Origin of the sequence: Maribacter arcticus, assembly GCF_900167935.1 — a bacterium.
In the GTDB taxonomy this organism is placed as follows: domain Bacteria; phylum Bacteroidota; class Bacteroidia; order Flavobacteriales; family Flavobacteriaceae; genus Maribacter; species Maribacter arcticus.
In genome coordinates this window covers 266179-284041 of record NZ_FUYL01000005.1, presented here as the reverse complement: position 1 = coordinate 284041, position 17863 = coordinate 266179, and the positions used below count along the sequence as shown (strand labels likewise).

Annotated in this window: 14 protein-coding genes and 1 pseudogene; 3 read left to right on the top strand and 12 right to left on the bottom strand. The window is 37.8% G+C overall.

All coding sequences use genetic code 11. The features are described from left to right. Window positions 1–581: 581 nt before the first annotated feature. The 8 genes from B5X55_RS10065 to B5X55_RS10030 form a co-directional block, all read right to left on the bottom strand. Window positions 582–1292: a LytR/AlgR family response regulator transcription factor gene (locus B5X55_RS10065; RefSeq protein ID WP_234999712.1), complete on the bottom strand. Its 711-nt coding sequence runs from the start codon at window positions 1290–1292 to the stop codon at window positions 582–584. Then, window positions 1292–2332, bottom strand: coding sequence for a sensor histidine kinase (locus B5X55_RS10060; RefSeq protein ID WP_079512495.1), 1041 nt, complete (start codon window positions 2330–2332; stop codon window positions 1292–1294). The genes B5X55_RS10065 and B5X55_RS10060 overlap by 1 nt, the downstream gene beginning before the upstream one ends. 180 nt (window positions 2333–2512) lie before the next feature. Beyond that, the gene (locus B5X55_RS10055; protein WP_079512494.1) at window positions 2513–3100 is read right to left on the bottom strand and encodes a T9SS type A sorting domain-containing protein; all 588 of its coding nucleotides are present in this window, start codon (window positions 3098–3100) and stop codon (window positions 2513–2515) included. Window positions 3101–3506: 406 nt separating this feature from the next. Next, window positions 3507–3581: a hypothetical protein gene (locus B5X55_RS19220; RefSeq protein ID WP_317042708.1), complete on the bottom strand. Its 75-nt coding sequence runs from the start codon at window positions 3579–3581 to the stop codon at window positions 3507–3509. Between the two features lie 166 nt (window positions 3582–3747). Further along, entirely contained in the window at window positions 3748–4605 is an 858-nt protein-coding gene (locus B5X55_RS10050; RefSeq protein ID WP_079512493.1) for an MBL fold metallo-hydrolase, read from the bottom strand. Between the two features lie 30 nt (window positions 4606–4635). Continuing rightward, on the bottom strand, window positions 4636–5355 hold the full coding sequence (locus B5X55_RS10045; RefSeq protein WP_079512492.1) for a LytR/AlgR family response regulator transcription factor: 720 nt from the start codon (window positions 5353–5355) through the stop codon (window positions 4636–4638). Continuing rightward, on the bottom strand, window positions 5352–6023 hold the full coding sequence (locus B5X55_RS10040) for a sensor histidine kinase (RefSeq protein ID WP_234999709.1): 672 nt from the start codon (window positions 6021–6023) through the stop codon (window positions 5352–5354). Before B5X55_RS10040 ends, B5X55_RS10045 begins: the two co-directional genes overlap by 4 nt. Before the next feature lie 1264 nt (window positions 6024–7287). Continuing rightward, window positions 7288–8562 carry a serine hydrolase domain-containing protein gene (locus B5X55_RS10030; protein WP_079512489.1) on the bottom strand — a complete coding sequence of 425 codons (1275 nt, stop codon included), beginning with the start codon at window positions 8560–8562 and terminating at the stop codon, window positions 7288–7290. Between the two features lie 257 nt (window positions 8563–8819). Here B5X55_RS10030 and B5X55_RS10025 point away from each other — a divergent pair, with 257 nt between their 5' ends. Both B5X55_RS10025 and B5X55_RS10020 read left to right on the top strand, forming a co-directional pair. Beyond that, window positions 8820–9356 (top strand): YceI family protein, encoded by a 537-nt coding sequence (locus B5X55_RS10025; RefSeq protein ID WP_317042707.1) that lies wholly within the window; start codon window positions 8820–8822, stop codon window positions 9354–9356. A gap of 204 nt (window positions 9357–9560) precedes the next feature. Beyond that, window positions 9561–10070 carry a PepSY-associated transmembrane domain-containing protein gene (locus B5X55_RS10020; protein ID WP_079512487.1) on the top strand — a complete coding sequence of 170 codons (510 nt, stop codon included), beginning with the start codon at window positions 9561–9563 and terminating at the stop codon, window positions 10068–10070. Window positions 10071–10116: 46 nt separating this feature from the next. Here B5X55_RS10020 and B5X55_RS10015 read toward each other — a convergent pair whose 3' ends face one another. Then, window positions 10117–10371, bottom strand: coding sequence for a hypothetical protein (locus B5X55_RS10015; protein ID WP_079512486.1), 255 nt, complete (start codon window positions 10369–10371; stop codon window positions 10117–10119). A gap of 284 nt (window positions 10372–10655) precedes the next feature. Between B5X55_RS10015 and B5X55_RS19335 the strand changes: the two are divergent. Continuing rightward, window positions 10656–11605 (top strand): annotated as a pseudogene (locus B5X55_RS19335) (IS30 family transposase). Here the strand turns inward: B5X55_RS19335 and B5X55_RS10000 are convergent. The 3 genes from B5X55_RS10000 to B5X55_RS09990 form a co-directional block, all read right to left on the bottom strand. Next, window positions 11536–13824 carry a glycoside hydrolase family 3 protein gene (locus B5X55_RS10000; RefSeq protein ID WP_079512483.1) on the bottom strand — a complete coding sequence of 763 codons (2289 nt, stop codon included), beginning with the start codon at window positions 13822–13824 and terminating at the stop codon, window positions 11536–11538. The pseudogene B5X55_RS19335 and the gene B5X55_RS10000 overlap by 70 nt on opposite strands. Before the next feature lie 31 nt (window positions 13825–13855). Then, a complete protein-coding gene (locus tag B5X55_RS09995; protein WP_079512482.1) occupies window positions 13856–14776 on the bottom strand; it encodes an alpha/beta hydrolase in 921 nt (306 codons plus the stop codon). A gap of 739 nt (window positions 14777–15515) precedes the next feature. Further along, entirely contained in the window at window positions 15516–17714 is a 2199-nt protein-coding gene (locus B5X55_RS09990; RefSeq protein WP_079512481.1) for a DUF5916 domain-containing protein, read from the bottom strand. Between the last annotated feature and the right edge of the window lie 149 nt (window positions 17715–17863).

The window sequence follows — 17863 nt, the reverse complement described above, 5'->3', positions numbered from 1 at the left end:
TGAGGGATAAGATAAATGCTGGAGGTGGGGTGACTTAGTGCTAGTATTAAGAAAGGGTGCTATAGTACCTCCGAAATTATTACCCAATTCATTTGTCTACTTTAAAAAGTTCTCCAAGTGAAATAGGCTTTTGATTAATCTATAACCGTATTTCCCTCGCGGCCATATTTCAGAAATATTCTTAAACTCCTGCAACCTTATTTGTGCTTAAAACCTTATGCACATTAATCAACTTAAAATATATTCCTTCTTTGAAGAAATCATCGATTTAAAAATCTAAATTCTACTCATTCCTTTTGATTCAAGCATATCCAAAAATCTATAGTTAAAAGTATAAATAGACTTTCATTAAATGATATGGAAAATTATACTTTCAAGGACAATAAAACTAGGATGTCGAAAGAATATAGATAAACGACCGTTTAAATGAACTTTTTTAGTTCCGTAAAAGGTGAATTACCAGAACTATTAAAAAGAACGACAAATGGAACTGGAAACGGATATTTTTGAATGATGCTTGAACTGTTCCGTAAAACGGCCGATTTATGGGATTGGCACAAATTGTCATATCCGGGAAAAATCTAATTTCTCTTCCCGATCAATTTTTCTACACTTTCCCGAAAGGTCTCGCCGACCGACAGTTCTTTTTCGCCCAGAAAAATACTGTTCTTACGAATGGCGGTAATCTCGTCTATGGCAACTGAGTACGATTTATGAATCCTGATGAATTTATTCTGTGGCAGTTCCATTTCTAAGTCCTTAAAAGTGGTACGTACCACAAGTGGATGTTCGATACTTTTTAAATGAAACTTTATGTAATCTCCATAGCCTCTCATCCAGATAATATCATCGAATTTCACTTTTAGCTGACTGTAATCTACGTTTACGAAAAAATGGCTTGGGGTCTTCTCTTTTGTAACAGAACTTTTAACGGATTTCAGTTCATGTAGTTCCTTGGCACGATTACAAGCTTTTATAAAACGTTCCAGAGGTACTGGTTTTACTAGGTAGTCCACAACATCAAGGTCATAGCTTTCCACGGCGTATTGTTTATAAGCGGTAATAAATATTACTAAGGGTTTCTTTTCAAGACTGGCGATAAATTGGAGTCCGGTAAGGCCGGGCATCTGTATATCGATGAATATGAGGTCAACGGATTGTGTCTGCATCGTTTCCATCGCCTCAAAAGCATTGTTGCAAGCAGCTACCAGATTCAGGAAAGGTATCTTTCCTATGTTATCTTTTAACAGTTCTAATGCTAAGGGTTCATCGTCGATGGCTATACAGTTCATCATGGCTCAAATGCTAGTTTTAGGGTAATGGTAAACCATTCGTCCGTACTATGGATATTTAGGTCATGGTTTTTACCATATAAAAGTTGCAACCGTCGTTTAACATTGGTCAGTCCTATTCCAGAAACCTTGTCCTTGGCCTGGTCATCATCGATGTACTTGTTCTTTACTATAAAGGCAAGTTCATTGTTGACTGCTTGCAACGAAATATCTATTATGGGGTTTTCTATCATTCCAGTACCATGTTTAAAGGCATTCTCCACAAAGGGGATCAAGAGCATGGGTTCAATGGTGTGCCAATCTTCCTTCAATCCCAAATCTACGTTTAGCTTCAGCCGATCGCCAAAGCGTAGTTTCTGAAGGTCGATATAACTTTGAAGATAATCGGCTTCGCTTTTCAACAATACTTTTTCATCATCCGTCTCGTACAACATATATTGCATCAAGGAGGACAATTTTAATATGGTGGGTTCCAATTCATCACTTTTCAACCTTACTAAAGCAACGATATTGTTTAGTACGTTGAACAGAAAATGCGGACTGATCTGGGAGCGTAAAAAGGAAAGCTCCGTTTTTAGGTTTTCACTCTCACGCTCTTTGGCAATACGGTCCATTTTAATTCGGTCGAAAACCGTTTTGAACGCGATGCCTATCAAGACAAAAAACAGGAACGGTAGGCCATTGAAGGTTATCGCTTTGGAAAAGAAAAAAGGATGTTCGGAAATCAGAAGGTTGTACATCCATCGGTTGATGAAGAGTATGCCAGCAAGTAGTCCGAGATTTGCAAATACAAAAAGCAACAGCCTACTTTGATAAAGAATCTTGGGGATAAGGACGTAGCTATTAAAGTAGAAAGTCAAGGCCCAAAAGATATACATTGACGAGTTCAACAATAATCTCTTGCTTTTCAGTTGCGAAAGTGGCCCGCCATCCTCGGCCTGCAGCGCAAAGATATAGGGCAATGAAAATAATACCGCCCATACTAAAATATGGATGGCTATTTTCTGATTCGTTTTTAAGGTGGTTGAATTAAGTTGCATAGAAATTGGTTAATCGTGGTAGCCAAGATAATTAAAATGTAGATAAGCATCCAGCAAAGAATGGTTTGAATTATACCGTTCTAGCTGAAAAGCCGGAGCATAGAAAAACGGCCTTTAGTTTTGTTCAAAGACCGTTTTCCACTAACAAACAACTTTATAATTCGGTGAATATATTACCGTCTATCCAATAGTAATGTTTTGATAATAGGTGTCCTCTCCGTCATTCACCCTAATGGTGTAAGTCCCCTTCAACGCCTTTTTAAAATTGAATATTTTTCCAATTATCAATTCGTCTTTTGCTGATTCCTTAAAAACAACCATCTCTTCACTATCGATAATTGTAATATCAACTTTTTGCTGGTCGGCATTGAAAAGATTTACAAAAACTTTATTGTCCGTCTTCCTGAAAATGGGTTTGTTAGTGCTTTCGTTTGTATTGGCTATACTTACGTTTTTGTCGTTGATGGTAAGCGTATAAACTACCGATGAAAGAGCATTTTCGACCGAAAAGTAATATGTGCCGATAGCAAGATTTTTAAAATTGAATTTTTTGGTGTAATTGGCATCGAGGATATTCTCAGAGTAAATGGTCTGTTCATTATCATCGATCAATTTGATTTTTGAATCTTGGGCTTGCGAGTCCAATTTAACAATAAAACTTTTTGCATCGTTTCCATGAGCCAAACTAATTTTAGGCTCGGTTGCCATTCCTGTTGTGGTTGCAAATAATAGGGCAAGTGCTGCGGTACTTTTTAAAAATTTTTTCATGATATTTTAATTTAGGTCTGCTATGTTGCAGACGGGTTATTAATGATTTACAGGACAAACTTACGCCTCAAAACCAGTCACTTTTGGAATTTGCGATGAACCCGAAAAAGTTTGCGATGAACCTTTAAATTTCATCGGTTTAAAATTTTTGAACTTCAAAAAAGATTCGGATTGAAGGTCTTTAACCAAGCAGAATATTACTCGATATATGATTCTTAACGTATGAAGAATTGCTTTTTAGTAGAAAGGTTTATGGGATGGAGCGTATAATCCGTATCCCGTCTGAGGTTACTTGTCCCGTTTCTTCCTGTATTACTTCAAAGGAATTGGTTTCCCTCTAGTAGTAAATAGTGGAGGTCAGAGTAAGTTCGTCCAATCGTTTTAAATAACCAAGATCAAAGGCATCTTAAAATGAAGGATTCAAGTCCGAATTGCCCTGAAAAATATTGGTGTAGCTAGAATGGAAAGGGAAGGGGTTGATAAAGCTCCCTCTTGGCCGGTTAATACATCAGTTATAGCCCAGGGATAGATCTTTATTTTAGCTTATCAAAAAAAAACTAATATTACGTCCCCAGAAGCATACCTCTGTTTATTATATCACACAAATAACCCTCAATACAGCCGAAAACGTATTAAATATTATCTTTTTAATCAGCGGACTTATAAATGAATTCAATAATCCTATCCGCGTTGATAAAGCCCTGTCCATGGGTTGCATCCCATTCTTTCGAAAGGCCTAATTTTTGGGTTTCTTCCAATGACTTACCTTCGTCCCTGGCCTTTTTTACACGGGCACGAAGGGTGACCAAAACGCTCTTATAGCTTTCCAAATCTGCCTTTGAAGAGACAGCTCCATGGCCTGGTATTATTTTGGTGCCATCGTCGACTATACCTAAAGCCATTGAAAGGTTTGATATCAATCCGTCGATATCCCCTCCTGAATTAAAATCTATATTTGGGTAGCCACCAGAAAAATTATCTCCCATATGTATCACATTATCTTCGGGAAAATAATAATAGGTATCCCCGTCGGTATGAGCCGGATTTACATGCATTGCATGAAGACTTTTGCCATTACCCAAATACAATGTCATTTTATCATTAAATGTTACAACAGGAAAGGCTCCCTCTCGCTGGGGCTCATCTGCAGTCACCATTCTTTTGCGAACGTTGTCATGCGCTATTATTATGGCACCCGCCTTGGCCAAGTTTTCGTTGCCTCCGATATGATCACCATGTATATGAGTGTTAAGAACAAAATTGATGGGCTTATCGGTAAGCGTCTGTACATGTGCCACTATTTTTTCAGTTAGAGGACCAAATTGATCATCGATAAGATAGGCTGCATCTTCACCTATGGCCAAACCGATATTTCCTCCTTCACCAAATAAAGCATAAATGTTATCCGATAGTTTTTCAGAGGTTATTTTGGCCTTGCTAAAATCTCTCTGAGCATTAAGGACAGTCATACATACTAAACAAAATAAAAAGCTAATTTTTTTCATATTCAAGGGATTATGTCTTTTTTTAATTTCTTAAGGATTTCTTTTACGAATTAGGTTTTTCATAAATTGTTCTTTATAGGCACGGCCAATAGGAAGGTTCGTGCTTTCATCCAAACGCACTTGGTTGCCTATGATTTTTTTTATTTTTGAAGTATTGAGGATGTAGGATTTGTGTATACGTACAAACTTTTTTGGATCTAGATATTCTTCCCAATGCCGAAGCGGTTCTTGGGAAAGATATTTCTTTTCGGACGTGAAGATTTCGGTATAATCAGCATCGGATTGAATAAAACGGATATCGGCCACATCAATTTTGATATGCTCGTAACCTGATTTAATAAAAATCACTTCGGGTGATGATACGATTTCAATTTGATTTTCGGGCTTGAATCCTTCCGATTTCAGTATCGGGACCTTGGAGACCGCTTGCACGAAGCGCTCGAAAGAAAATGGTTTTAAAAGATAGTCGACCACATCATATTCATAGCTTTCCAAAGCATATTCAGAAAATGCAGTGGTCAAAATTACTTGGGGCTTATGTGTCAATGCTTTTAAGAAATCGATACCTGAAATCTTGGGTAAGTGAATGTCCAAAAGAATGAGGTCAACAGGCTCGGATTTTAAAAAATCCATGGCCTGTAGGGCATCCCCAAAAGTTGCCTTCAAGGCCATATTACTCATATCTCCGATGTATTTTTTCAATACCCTTTGAGCTGGCGGTTGGTCTTCAATAATGATGCAGTGTATCATGCGGTGTCCTTCTTTAATTGCATTTTCAAATGAACGGTATATACTTCTCCAGAATCAAAAATAGTTAGTTCGTGCACATCAGGATATAAGAGTAGCAATCGTTTTTTAACATTCTGAAGACCTATGCCTTTAGAAAGATTATCAGTATTTGTTACAGGTCGAAATGAATTTTCACATTTAAATTCCAATATCCCGCTGTCTGTTACATGGATATCAATCTCAATGGAAATATCCTTTGATTGGCTCGCCGTACTGTGCTTAAAAGCATTCTCGATAAACACCATCAAGATTAAAGGCGCGATACGATAGTCTGATTGGATGTTCCCGGTTTTAAAGCTAACCGTACCACGTTCCTCAATCTGTAGCTCGTTCAATTGGGTGAAGTTTTTAAGATGATTTATTTCCTTTGGAAGGACCACATATTTCTCCTTGCAGTCATATAGCATATATCGCAGTACGGATGAAAGTTCCAAAATAATAGAGGGCGTTTTCGGTGACTCCTCTATAGCGTAAGAATAAAGATTGTTCAGGTTGTTGAATAAAAAATGTGGATTAATCTGTGATTTCAGAAATTGTAGTTCGCTCTCCTTGACAGAGGAGCGTAGTTCTTCAACTTCCAATTGTTTTTTAGATGCATCCCAAGCAAACTTAAATCCTGCGAGTATCATAATCACGGGCATGACATCCAAGAGACTATAAACAATACCATGAAAATGCTTGCCACGAGTGTCTGGATAATAGACTGCCTCCAGAACAAGTTCCTCGATCATAATGATAGCAGTAACTATGACCGCAACGGACAGAAAGAAAAGCAAATAGTTCTTTTTGTAGAAAAAACGGGGCAACAAAATGTAATTGATAACAAAGGCTCCCAGCGCGTAGTTTATAAAAGTCACTATTTTAAATTCTTGTATCGACGGTTCATTCTTATCGAATGAGAAAAATACGAAAAGCACGACATGGAGCAATATCTGAAAAACTACCTCTTTTGAGGTGCTATTTAATAAGGATGGTTTTGGTGCCATGCTATAAAAATACCATTTTATGTTAAGATCGTATATTAATAACCGCCATCGACTGATTTGGCAGGGTCAACGTCGGTTTTGTACTCTTAGGGTTTAAGTCTCTGTGCTTGAATCGTATTCCCTTTTTTTGGTACTTGTAATTTTCTCTTTTTGGAGTTTAATAAATCGTTTGCTTGAATCGATTGAGCGTATTGTGTTTTCTAGCAATAAAAAGCCCTTAAGACTAGGTTTTAAGTTGCTGCCTACAAAACTCGAGACAACGGGTCACTTCCTTTACGGCATCGGAACCCTCCGGAATTTTATATTCCAACTCAATGGTGGCTGGAAATGAATAGCGTTCTTTGCTCATTAATCCCAAAATTTGGCCTATGGGGGTATCGCCCTGGTTCTATCGCATCTAGTCTAGAGGAAAGCTAAAAAAGAGGTGTTCAAAGGTCATTGTTTCCCAAAAGCAATTATATTACAAGCGGTCTATTTTAATCTAAGATTTAGTCTTAGTGTAGCCTTCCCTAAAAATCAAACATTTTAAAATTCAATAAAACCTAAGAATGCAAAACAAGCATACAAAGAACGCTGGCAGATAGAAATGTATTTTTAATCTATAAAATCCAGCGGATTTGATAGATTAAAAATACACATATACAAGATTTAGAGAGAATTAAGAAACTTGTTTTATTGGTAATGATTCCCTTTGTCTGGTGCTATAAAGCAAAAATATACCTCTATCTAATAACTCCAATTATTCTAAAAAAATATGACAAGAAGGCTAAAAGCATTTTTAAATACGGATTAGATTTAATCGCTAACATCTTATTAAACGCTCAAAACCAATTAAATATAGATATTTCCAAAGTTTTGTACTTAGCTTTTTTTTTAAAAATCTATTTACTCGGTATGTATAATTAATTCATTTCATTATTGACTTTAACATCGAGTTCGAAAAGTTTTTTCTTGAATTGATATGGAAATAGGGCTGCATTTGAGTCATGTATATGCCAATAACTTTTTCTTGCGGGTCTATGAAAAATATAGATCCAGTTGCCCCAAACCAGGATATGGTTCCCTTGGGTTTGAGCGATCTGTTATTTTCTGTTCGCGCAATTTGATAACCAAAGGTAAATCCTTCAGTAAGTTGACCCGGCTGAGTATTCAAATCCCCATTGATGTTCAGGGGAACCTGGTCGGTTTTCATAAGTGCGATGGTCTCCGGTTTGGCAACGACTATTCCTTCATGCACCCCGTTGTTGAGAATCATGACACAAAATTTCAGATAATCATTCAGCGTGGAGGTCAGTCCACCTGAGCCACTGTAATGTACTTTTGGGCCTGAGATCAAGCGACTCGAAACTGTGCCGGGATCAACGACTTTCATAACACCATTTGCATCACGTGTATACAGACTCGTAAGTTTATTAGCCTCGGTTGAATCAAGGTAAAAACGGGTTTCATGCATTTGCATTGGACCCAAAATCCTTTTCTCTAGAAAATCCTGAAATGACATTCCGCTTACCTGCTCAATTACCTTAGCGGCAATATTGATCGAAGGACCATATATCCATCCATCACCAGGTTCGTGATTGAGGGGTAAGCTTGCTAGTTGATCAGCAAAATAGGTAAGGTCATTGGCGGAAATATCTTTGAAAGTGGACTGGTACAAGGATTTCAATTCTCCGTTATGCTGACTGGCAAAACCTGCCGTGTGGGTGAGGAGATGCCTCAAGAGGATCGGATTTTTGGCAGGATGGGTCTGAAGTACTGTCATACCGTTCAATGTATCAATCCTATCTAGTACAACGAGATTGGTAAAAGCCGGAAGGTACTCTTCCAGTCTGTCGTTCATGTTGATTAGTCCGTCTTCCTGTAACAACAGAAGTGCCAGCGATGCGATGGGTTTGGTCATCGAGGCCAGTCTGAATATGTCTGTTGTCTGCATTGGCCGGTGGGAGTCCACATCGGATTCTCCAAAAGCTTTCATGCGAACGACAGCTCCTTTGTGGTACAAAACATAGGCCGCACCAGCAATCTCTTTCGAAGCGATTTCATTTCGAATATCATTTTCGAATGAATCAAGGATAGCATTAGATGCTTCTGTAATGGTTTTCCGCATTGTACGTTTTCCACGTTGCTGCGCTATGGAAACAGTACAGAATAATATTAATAAAAAGCTGAGGCCTAATTTCACGTTTATGGTTTAGAAACAAATATATTTATCTTTTCTGTGTAATGTCCAAAAAATCCGCCATCGACAGAATTAGACAGGTAAACACCTATTTAATATGTATGCGCTGTTTATGGTACAACTTCTGTCGTTTACAGAAAATATAAACTTAGCTTAAGTATTAAACCCCACATTTGGATTTCATAATCTAACATAGGGAACGCATGAAACGCAATACATTTTACTTACTTTTTCTCGGATTTTTACTTCTTACTGTAAATATCGCCCAATCTCAGGCCACGATATCCGTACAGAGCACTTGGAAGGCCGACAACGCCCATTCCAAAGTCGGCTTTGCTATTACCCATTTGTTGATTTCAGAGGTCGAAGGCCATTTTAGTGAATTCGACATTACCGCAACCGCCGATGATGCCTTTAGCGAGCCATCCTTTACAGTAGAATTAAAGACGGGTAGTATTGATACCGACAATGATCGTAGAAACGAACATTTACGTAGTGCCGATTTTTTCGACGCGGAGACTCATCCAACAATAACTTTTAAAACCACCGCATTTGAAAAAACGGGGGAGAAAATGTTCAAACTAACGGGCGATTTGACAATGCACGGTGTAACAAAACCGGTAACATTGGAAGGAAAGCTCAACGGCATCATTACCGACCAACGAAGCAACAAACTAAAGGCCGGACTCAAATTGACTGGCACGATAGATCGCTTGGCATATAAGGTTGGCGGAGAGACACCAACTTTGGGCGATGAAGTCGAAATGACGATCAATTTGGAAATGGCACAACAATAAAATAGATAGTGTTTGTTAGTAAGAACGGTCTGGAGACTTATGTTTAGGCTGTTTTAACAAATTTAATCTGATTATATTAAAAGATTTATAATGGCCAGCTCAGTTCATAAGGCAAAAAAATATATCATGCATATCATTTGGTATTTGCTTTATGTTGCCATATTGATTTGGGTTGTTATGGACAACTAATTAAATATATTACTTATGGGACGAAAAACAGAACAAACCTTTAGAGTTATACACAGATATTTAGGATTTTTCCTTGCTGGTATCATGATTGTTTACTCCATTAGTGGCATAGTGCTGACCTTCAGGAATACCGATTTTTTACAAAAGGAAATTCAAATTGAAAAAAACTTAAAGCCTAATATTGCAGCTGATGATTTGGGAGGGGCCTTAGAAAAAGGACGCTTTAGCGTGGACAAAGAAGAAGGGGGCCTAATTTACTTTCAAGGAGGAACCTATAACAAAAAAACGGGTGTAGCAGAGTATACCGAAAAGAAACTCCCTATTCTACTTGAAAAAATGAATAATATTCATAAGATGCATTCAGGGCATCCGTTGTTTTGGTTGGGAATATTCTTTGCAATATCTCTACTGTTCTTTGCGGTATCAGCTTTTTGGATGTTTAGACCTACGACCTCAGTTTTCAAAAAAGGACTCTATTTTACAGCAGGAGGGATTGTTTTGACCTTGATTTTACTGTTTGTTTAGTTGAGAAATTCCAGTTTATGAAAAATTAGTCATAGGCTTTTATTTTTTAGATGGAAAAGAGGTAACTTGTTTCAGAACATTTGTGTGCTCTGGGGAAATAGTCCCGTAAAACGGACATTTGTTTTAAGCCTGCCTGGAAACCGTTGCTTTTGCCGCCAAAAATTGTTGCCAAATCAAAATTCGACTGCATTGCGCTATCAATCAATTTATTGAGGTTCTCGTCTTGAAAGGCCGTCCACCATTTATCCTCTACAACACTTGAACCGGTGAATGAGAATTCTTGAACCCTTTCAATTGGCAATGCTACATTTGAAATTTAGGGGAACAAGAAAATAATAAAAATGCAACTCCTCTAACAAAAAGCAGGAGGGCCCTATTAATCATTTTTGAATTACTGATCCTTACTTAAGGAAGTAGGATTATTATATATTCGCTTGGCGGATTAAAATATTCAATTCCTTTTAAAATAAACTTTTTAGATGCCTTTTAATATATCTAAGTTCAAGTAATAAGTGCAACACGAATACTTAAAACAGATGGGGCTAACCCCATCTGTTTTAAGCTCAATTTTCATATTCGTCTTGGATGAAAAAACACAATCAACTGTGCCTTGGTCAAAGGTGTCAAATTCAATCACTACTTGAAGTAGGATTGTTACAAACGGAAATAGCTGGTCAAATTGGTGTTCACAAGAGTACTATTGGCCACGAATTAAAGCGTAACGTTCTAAGGAGAGGACAAACGGCAGGACGTTATATCGGGAAGCACACCCAACGCAAGACAGATTATCGACATTCAAACAAGCCCAAACAGATTCTTTTGGGCGAGTAGCTTAAAAGACGTATCGAAGAGCTTGTGAAATATGAGAAATGGAGTCCAGTGGTTTGTGATCGAAAGATTACGTATAGGGGACGTAGAAGTTCATCTGATGATGGGGAGAACCATAAATCGGCGCTGCTGGTAATGACCGATAGGACAACACTAGTTACCATGTTGGAGAAACTCCACAGTACAAATGCGGACGAAATATATCTCAAAATGAATAAAAGGCTTTCCAATTTCGATAGTTCTTGGATAAAAACCATCACTTTTGACAATGGTAAGGAGTTTGCGCACCATCATAAAATCGCAAAGGACTTAAAAGCAAAACTTACTTTACTAGACCTTATACCTCTCAGAACAAAGGAACAGTGGAAAATAGAATAGGGGCCATAAGAAGGTTCTTACCCAAGAAAACCGCCCTGAGAGAAGTATCTGTCAGAAGAATAAAAGAAGTGGAAAGATCACTAAATTACAGACCCATTAGAAAGTTTAATTATAATAACCCAATTGAAGTCCTAAATAATAAGTGTGTTGAACTCCGCACTAACAAAAACATAATTATTCATAGTAATACCCTTGATTTGTTAGCAGCTATGAAGCAACATTCAATGTTCTACAATCATTCTATTTTAATAGCCAAAACCTATTTATATGCGGCTACCCTTTCATCGGAAATTACTCCATTCCAGTTCAGTCCGAATGCAAAATCATAGATATTCCCATCAAAATCGACGTAGGGCTTCATATCCCTTGGCACATCTTCAAATTGCTTTTCTACCGTGGTCATATCTGCAGGCATTTGAAAGGGTAACAAAGCAGATGGTTCTGTTGCTCCTGAAATGATTTCCATCAAGGCTTGGTCTTGCACGCCCATGTGTACCAAAATCGAAGAGGCAGATGACTCAATTTCAGAAAATATCATGGGTTTTGAAACATGAATAATAACGATAACGGGTTTATCTCCCATTTTTGCTTTTGTTTCATTGACCAATTTCATATCGGTTGTATTGTTGGTCTTCACTGTTTTACCTTGGTATGTGCGATTTATAAAATCCTCCAAAGGGCTACCTCCGGCCAAGCTCGTTTCTCTGGCGTCCTTGGCCGTATAGGATTCATATTGTAGGCTGATAGGCACATAGCCATTGCTTCCTTTTTCGAGGTCAGCCCTATCATAACCTACACCACTATCCGGACTTTTGATGCCCACCAATGCAAAGTCGGCTTCTTTTGGGTTTTCGACCACCTCGAAATACTTCGACACTACTTCTATATTAAAAGGATATTCTGTCTTTTCAGGTGTTACCTCCCCCTTCCAATTGGTGCTGGTCGCGATATATCTTTTGGGGAAATACACTTTCTGTTTTTCCTTCAGCGGAAGTGCTTTCCCTTGATTTTTGAGTAAGATCACCGAGCGCAACTGGGCATCATATCCCGCTTGCATATATTCGGCCTTACCAACAATTTTTTCGGTTTCTGCAACATCCAAATACGGGTTTTCAAAAAGCCCGGTTCTAAAAATGTTCTTCAACAAACGAACGGCGGAAGTTTCAAAACGTTTTCGCATTTGGTCTTCATCATGTTCAGCAACTCCCATTTTATAGGCTTCGAGTATAGGTCCCAAAGCATTATTGCCACCAAACTGGTCCATTCCGGCTTCGATTGCCTTATAATGACGTTCGGCTACGCTCATTGTCTCAACGCCCCAACTTTTCCCTTCAAACTTGTCCATAGCGGAAACATCCCTAGTAATTCCCCAATCGGTACAAAGTACTCCGTCATATCCGTATTCTCCTCTAAGAACATCGGTAATCAAGTATTTGTTAAATCCATTGCCAACGGCTTCCCCTTCTCCCGTTGAAATAGTGTAATAAGGCATAACGGCAGAAGCCATTTTAGTCGCACCTTCTAATTTGAAAGCACCTTGGGTAAAAGGTTGTATGTGGTCTTTGATGTTTTTTCCAGGATAGACAGCATATGCTCCGTAACCAAAGTGACCATCACGACCCCCTTCTTCTGGACCACCACCTGGCCAATGCTTGACCATAGCATTTACACTTTCAAAACCCCAATCACCTCCGTTCGTGGACTGAAATCCGTCTACATAAGCCCTAGCCAAATCGGTTGCCAAATCTGGGTCTTCACCCATGGTTCCATCAAAACGGCTCCATCTAGGTTCTGTTGCCAAATCGATTTGTGGAGATAACGCTGTAGCAATACCTAAAGCACGGTACTCTTTAGAAGCTATTTCTCCGAATTGCTGCATCAAGGTTGGGTCAAAAGTGGCGGCTATTCCCAAAGTTCCAGGCCACATAGAAATGGCTCCACCCGCACCGGCATTGAACTCCGCATACGAATCAGTACCGTGCCTTGGATCCGAACTTGTGTTGACCGGAATTCCAAAATCAAGACCTTCAGCGAAGGCTTGTGCATTGTTATTCCATTGCGCCACTGTCGAAGGAGTTTCAACACGGGTAATCAAGACATGCCTCAAGTGGTCGTCTTTTAAAAACTTTTTTTGTTCGTCGGATAGATCACTGGCCAAAGCGCCACTTTCTCCAAAAGGTTTTCCATTATAATTCGAAGAACCAAACCCGCTACTAGCACCGGGAATAGATTGGTGCGAACTATATAACATTAAACCTCCAATATCTACCAAGGTCAATTTAGTAGCAAGGTCGTTTGCTCGAACATCAGCAGATAATCGCCAATCTTCATAAGAATCTAATGTTCCATTTTTGTTCATATCCTTAAAGGCGTATCCATCAACGGTTAACAATTTCACACCAGATTCAGGATGATAGCCTAAAGTACTTCCATCTCTATTTGAGACCTGAACGTAGCCCTCTTTTTGTTCGGTTGTGAATTTTTTGGAACAGCTGGTCAAAAAAACTCCTGAAATTAGAAGTACTAGGAATAATTTTTTTTCTATCATTTTCTGATTTATTTTGTAAGGAGTTCTATTTTTATTTTAATATTTTATCAAGAAAAGAAAATACTATTTGCAGGTTTTCCGGTGTTTCAAATTCCTTCCCGCCATGTTGTACACCTTCCAACAAATGCAGTGTCACTTTTTCTTTGCCTAATACTTTTACTAATTTCTCGTAAAATAAGACAGACTGTTGTGTTGGAACTATCGGGTCTTTTGTGCCGTGTTGAATTAGAAATGGTGGATCATCGCTCGTAATATACGATTCAGGGTTTGCCATCTTTACTTTCTCTGGAATCTCGGTAATTTTTTGCCCTAATACTTTTGATAGCATTGAATTGGCTTCACTTTTATCAGGTTTTCCATTACCCGTTTCTTTTAGTTGCTCATCCATTAATAAAAAATTGGTTGGCCCAAACCAATCTACTACAGCCATCACCCTGCTCGATTGCTTTGCATTGCCCATACTCATATCTTCCAATTCCTTTACATCGCCTGAAGTCCCTGCCAAAGCAGCCAAATTAGCTCCTGCCGATCCACCCCATAAAGCGATTCGTTTTGGGCTAAATTTGTATTCAGCTGCATTTGCTTTAACCCAACGTATCGCAGCTTTTACATCATTGATATTTGCAGGAAATATCGCTTCGCCACTCATTCGATAGTTAATTGAAACAATGGCATATCCATGGTTCAACCCCTTAAGCATTGGGTTGAGTTGCTCATCGGCTTTATCACCAAACATAAACCCCCCACCGTGAATACTAATAATGACAGGGAAAGGTCCATCCCCATCATCAGGCAAATAGATATCTAATTTTTCAGCTGGCGATAAATTTGCATAGGTTATATCCAGCCACTTCCTTTTAATGTTTGACAAGTCAACTAATGCTGTTTGTGAAAACAAAACAGATGTAAAAACGGAAAAGGAAGCAATAAGAATAATAGTTACCGATCTCATATAAGTAATTTTTGATTAATTGAATATTTTTTTCGTGTCAAATTTCTATACCAACTTCTACAGTTCGATTAAGGGTGTTATTTAAATTCCATTTTGAGCTAATGTTTATGATTTCATGAAAATTACTTTATTAACTATATATGTTTGATTGCACATCAGATTCAGGATGATAGACTAAGGTACTTCCATCTCTATTTGAGACCTGAACGTAGCCGTCTTTTTGTTCGGTTGTGAATTTTTTGGAACAGCTGGTCAAAAAAACTCCTGAAATTAGAAGTACTAGGAATAATTTTTTTTCTATCCCTTCCTGATTTATTTTGATTATTACGGTAGTATGCGAATGTCTAAAAATATTCTATTTAACCTTTTTATAAGACTCCAAATCTGTAATCGACAGTTTTAACCTAGTGAACGACACTGCTGCGTTTCTTTGGAGTTGTTCCGAGCGGTTATGTAATCAAGCAATATGAATCACGAAGGCGAAGGCAGTTGCTCCACCATATAGGATTAACTCGAGTGTAATATCCTCTAGTCCCAATTGGCGGGCAAATGGTAATGATGTTCTTTTGCAGTATAGTTCACTGTATAATTATTATTTCATAGAACGCATAGCGTTAACTTAAACCATCTTTTCCTTGCGTTAAAATATATTTTTAGAATAGAATTAATTGAAATCTAAATTCAAGTAATAAGTGCAACACACTTACGGGTTGAACTCAGCGTTGTTAAAGCCTTATTATTAAAGATTAAACCTATAGGTTAATTTCAAATTGATAGATCGGGTTTTAGGCTGAAAACTATTCACGAAGTAATTATCATTATAGACAATGAACAAATCTGAGAGCGGAGCAAAACGCCATTGTAATCTTGAATTAAACCCTAAGTTGTCTTTTTGATTACTATACTGAATTAATGTGGACCAAAAAATAGACTTACTAAAAGTGACATCAATTTTTGGACTTATCAACCAAATATCAGCACTTGCGTAAGGGTCTGGCAATGTAATTTGATCATAATTTAAAACTAGTGAAAGAAAGACTTTTGGCTGAAAGCGCAAGGTCATCATACTATTTACAGAAAAACGTTTTCCGTTGTAAAACTGACCAATCTGAGAGCCCGCTTCAAAAGCAAAACGTTTTCGCATATCTGATTGATAGCCAAATTTTACACTATTATAATGATAGCCTTGATCGCCAGGTAGTTCTAATGCACCATCCGTGTTGGTAGGGTCAAAACTGTCAAATAGAAAGGTAAAACTATTCGTTAGTTCTATCTCGAACTGTGATTGATCTTTAAAAGTTGCTTTCCAAGAACTCATAAGATCATAATCGGTGTTTTTAAAATCCATACTAGGATCCCAAAAAAGAATAGGGAAAAATCGAAATCCGTGATTTTGAATGATACCTTTATTTGGCCAAAAAACACGCTCAGCACTTACAAGCCCTTTGAAAGTTCCTGTTCTTTGGATAAAGCCCAAATCAGATGAAAAATCTTCATCTATCGAAAGTCCTTTAACGTAGAAGTTATATTTTCTAGAGTTATATCTAAGATTTGCTCCTGCAGATATATTACCTGCATTATCATCGGGCTGAAAAGACTTGTGGGCATACATTTTACCAGTCCACGTATTATCTTTAGATGCCAAATTATAATCAAGACCAACCACCCTGTTGTATTCATCTTCCCGATCAACAAAGTCATTCTTTTCAAATGATTGCCTATTGATATAGAACACTCCAATATTTGACCTCGAAAAAACTCTTTGCTGAAGGGCTATCATGGTATTGTTGTTGGAGGGAATTTCATTTTCTTCATCTTTGGCCGTCTGAATATTCAAAACACCTATTCTCAGGTCTTTAGTCAATTTTCCACTTAAACGAACACCACCAATAATTTTATTTTCTATGGAATTACCTGCCGTATCTCTAGCGATACCGATGCGCCTAGAGAAAAACGGATTCGCATCGCGTCCATCTCCAAAACTTGCGAATAGATCGCTATTATCAATAAAAAACTGCCTTTTCTCAGGAAGCGAAACTTCGAAGCGCGTTAAATTTGTTATTTGATCGTCAACTTCTACTTGTGAAAAATCTGGATTTAATGTCAAATCTAAATTCAAACTATTGCCAATAGCAACCTTGGCATCCCCACCCACTTTTAAGTTATTAAAACCTTCATTGGTTTTAAAATCTTTTTGCGATACGGCATTGATATATGGTATAATGGCAAGCGGACTTTTAGATTTACCTAGGGGGTTTTCGAAAACCATTTCACCCATAAATGCTAGATTGGTAATCGATTGATTTTGTGGAATTCTAACCCAACTGCTACGCTCATTTGATTGGGTATCAATACGATAGCTATTTAATCTCCATTTAGTTGCCCCTTCCTCAAATTTTAAAGAGGTTAATGGTATAATCATTTCGGTAGTAAAATAGTCATCGTAAATTTTGGAGTCTCCTTGCCATTTTACGTCCCAAGAAAGATCCAAATTGTTGACGTCAGTACCTCCGTTCGAAATGAGTCCTTCTCTAAGCACACCTTGCGGATTAATACCAAATAAAAACGCATTGGTGCCATCGTTGTAGGTGTCAAAAAGCAATGAAAAGCTGTCATTACCACTCCCTTTAAAATCGCGCTTTAAAGATTGTAGTGCATAGTTCTTGCCAATAGAGTAAGCTTTTATACCTATATACAGGTTTTTATCATCATACAAAATTTTAATTTCTGATTGGTTTTGTGCTTGTACGGTATCGAGCGGAAAATATTGATTAAAGGCACTAGCACTTTCGGTAGTTTCCCAAATTGGTTCGTCAAGGACACCATCAGGTTCTATAATTGCTGTGGTATGTTTTACAACAAAACTTTTATTTTCACTTTGTCCGAAGGAAAAAATTGCAAAAAAAAGTAGGGGTAAAACTAGAATTGTTCTTGTCATTGGTTTTAAATTAGATGAAAGAGCAAATTTAGGATTGTTAACCTTTTTATAAGACTCCAAATCTGTAATCGACAGTTTTAACCTAGTGAACGACACTGCTGCGTTTCTTTGGAGTTGTTCCGAGCGGTTATGTAATTGCTCCACCATAT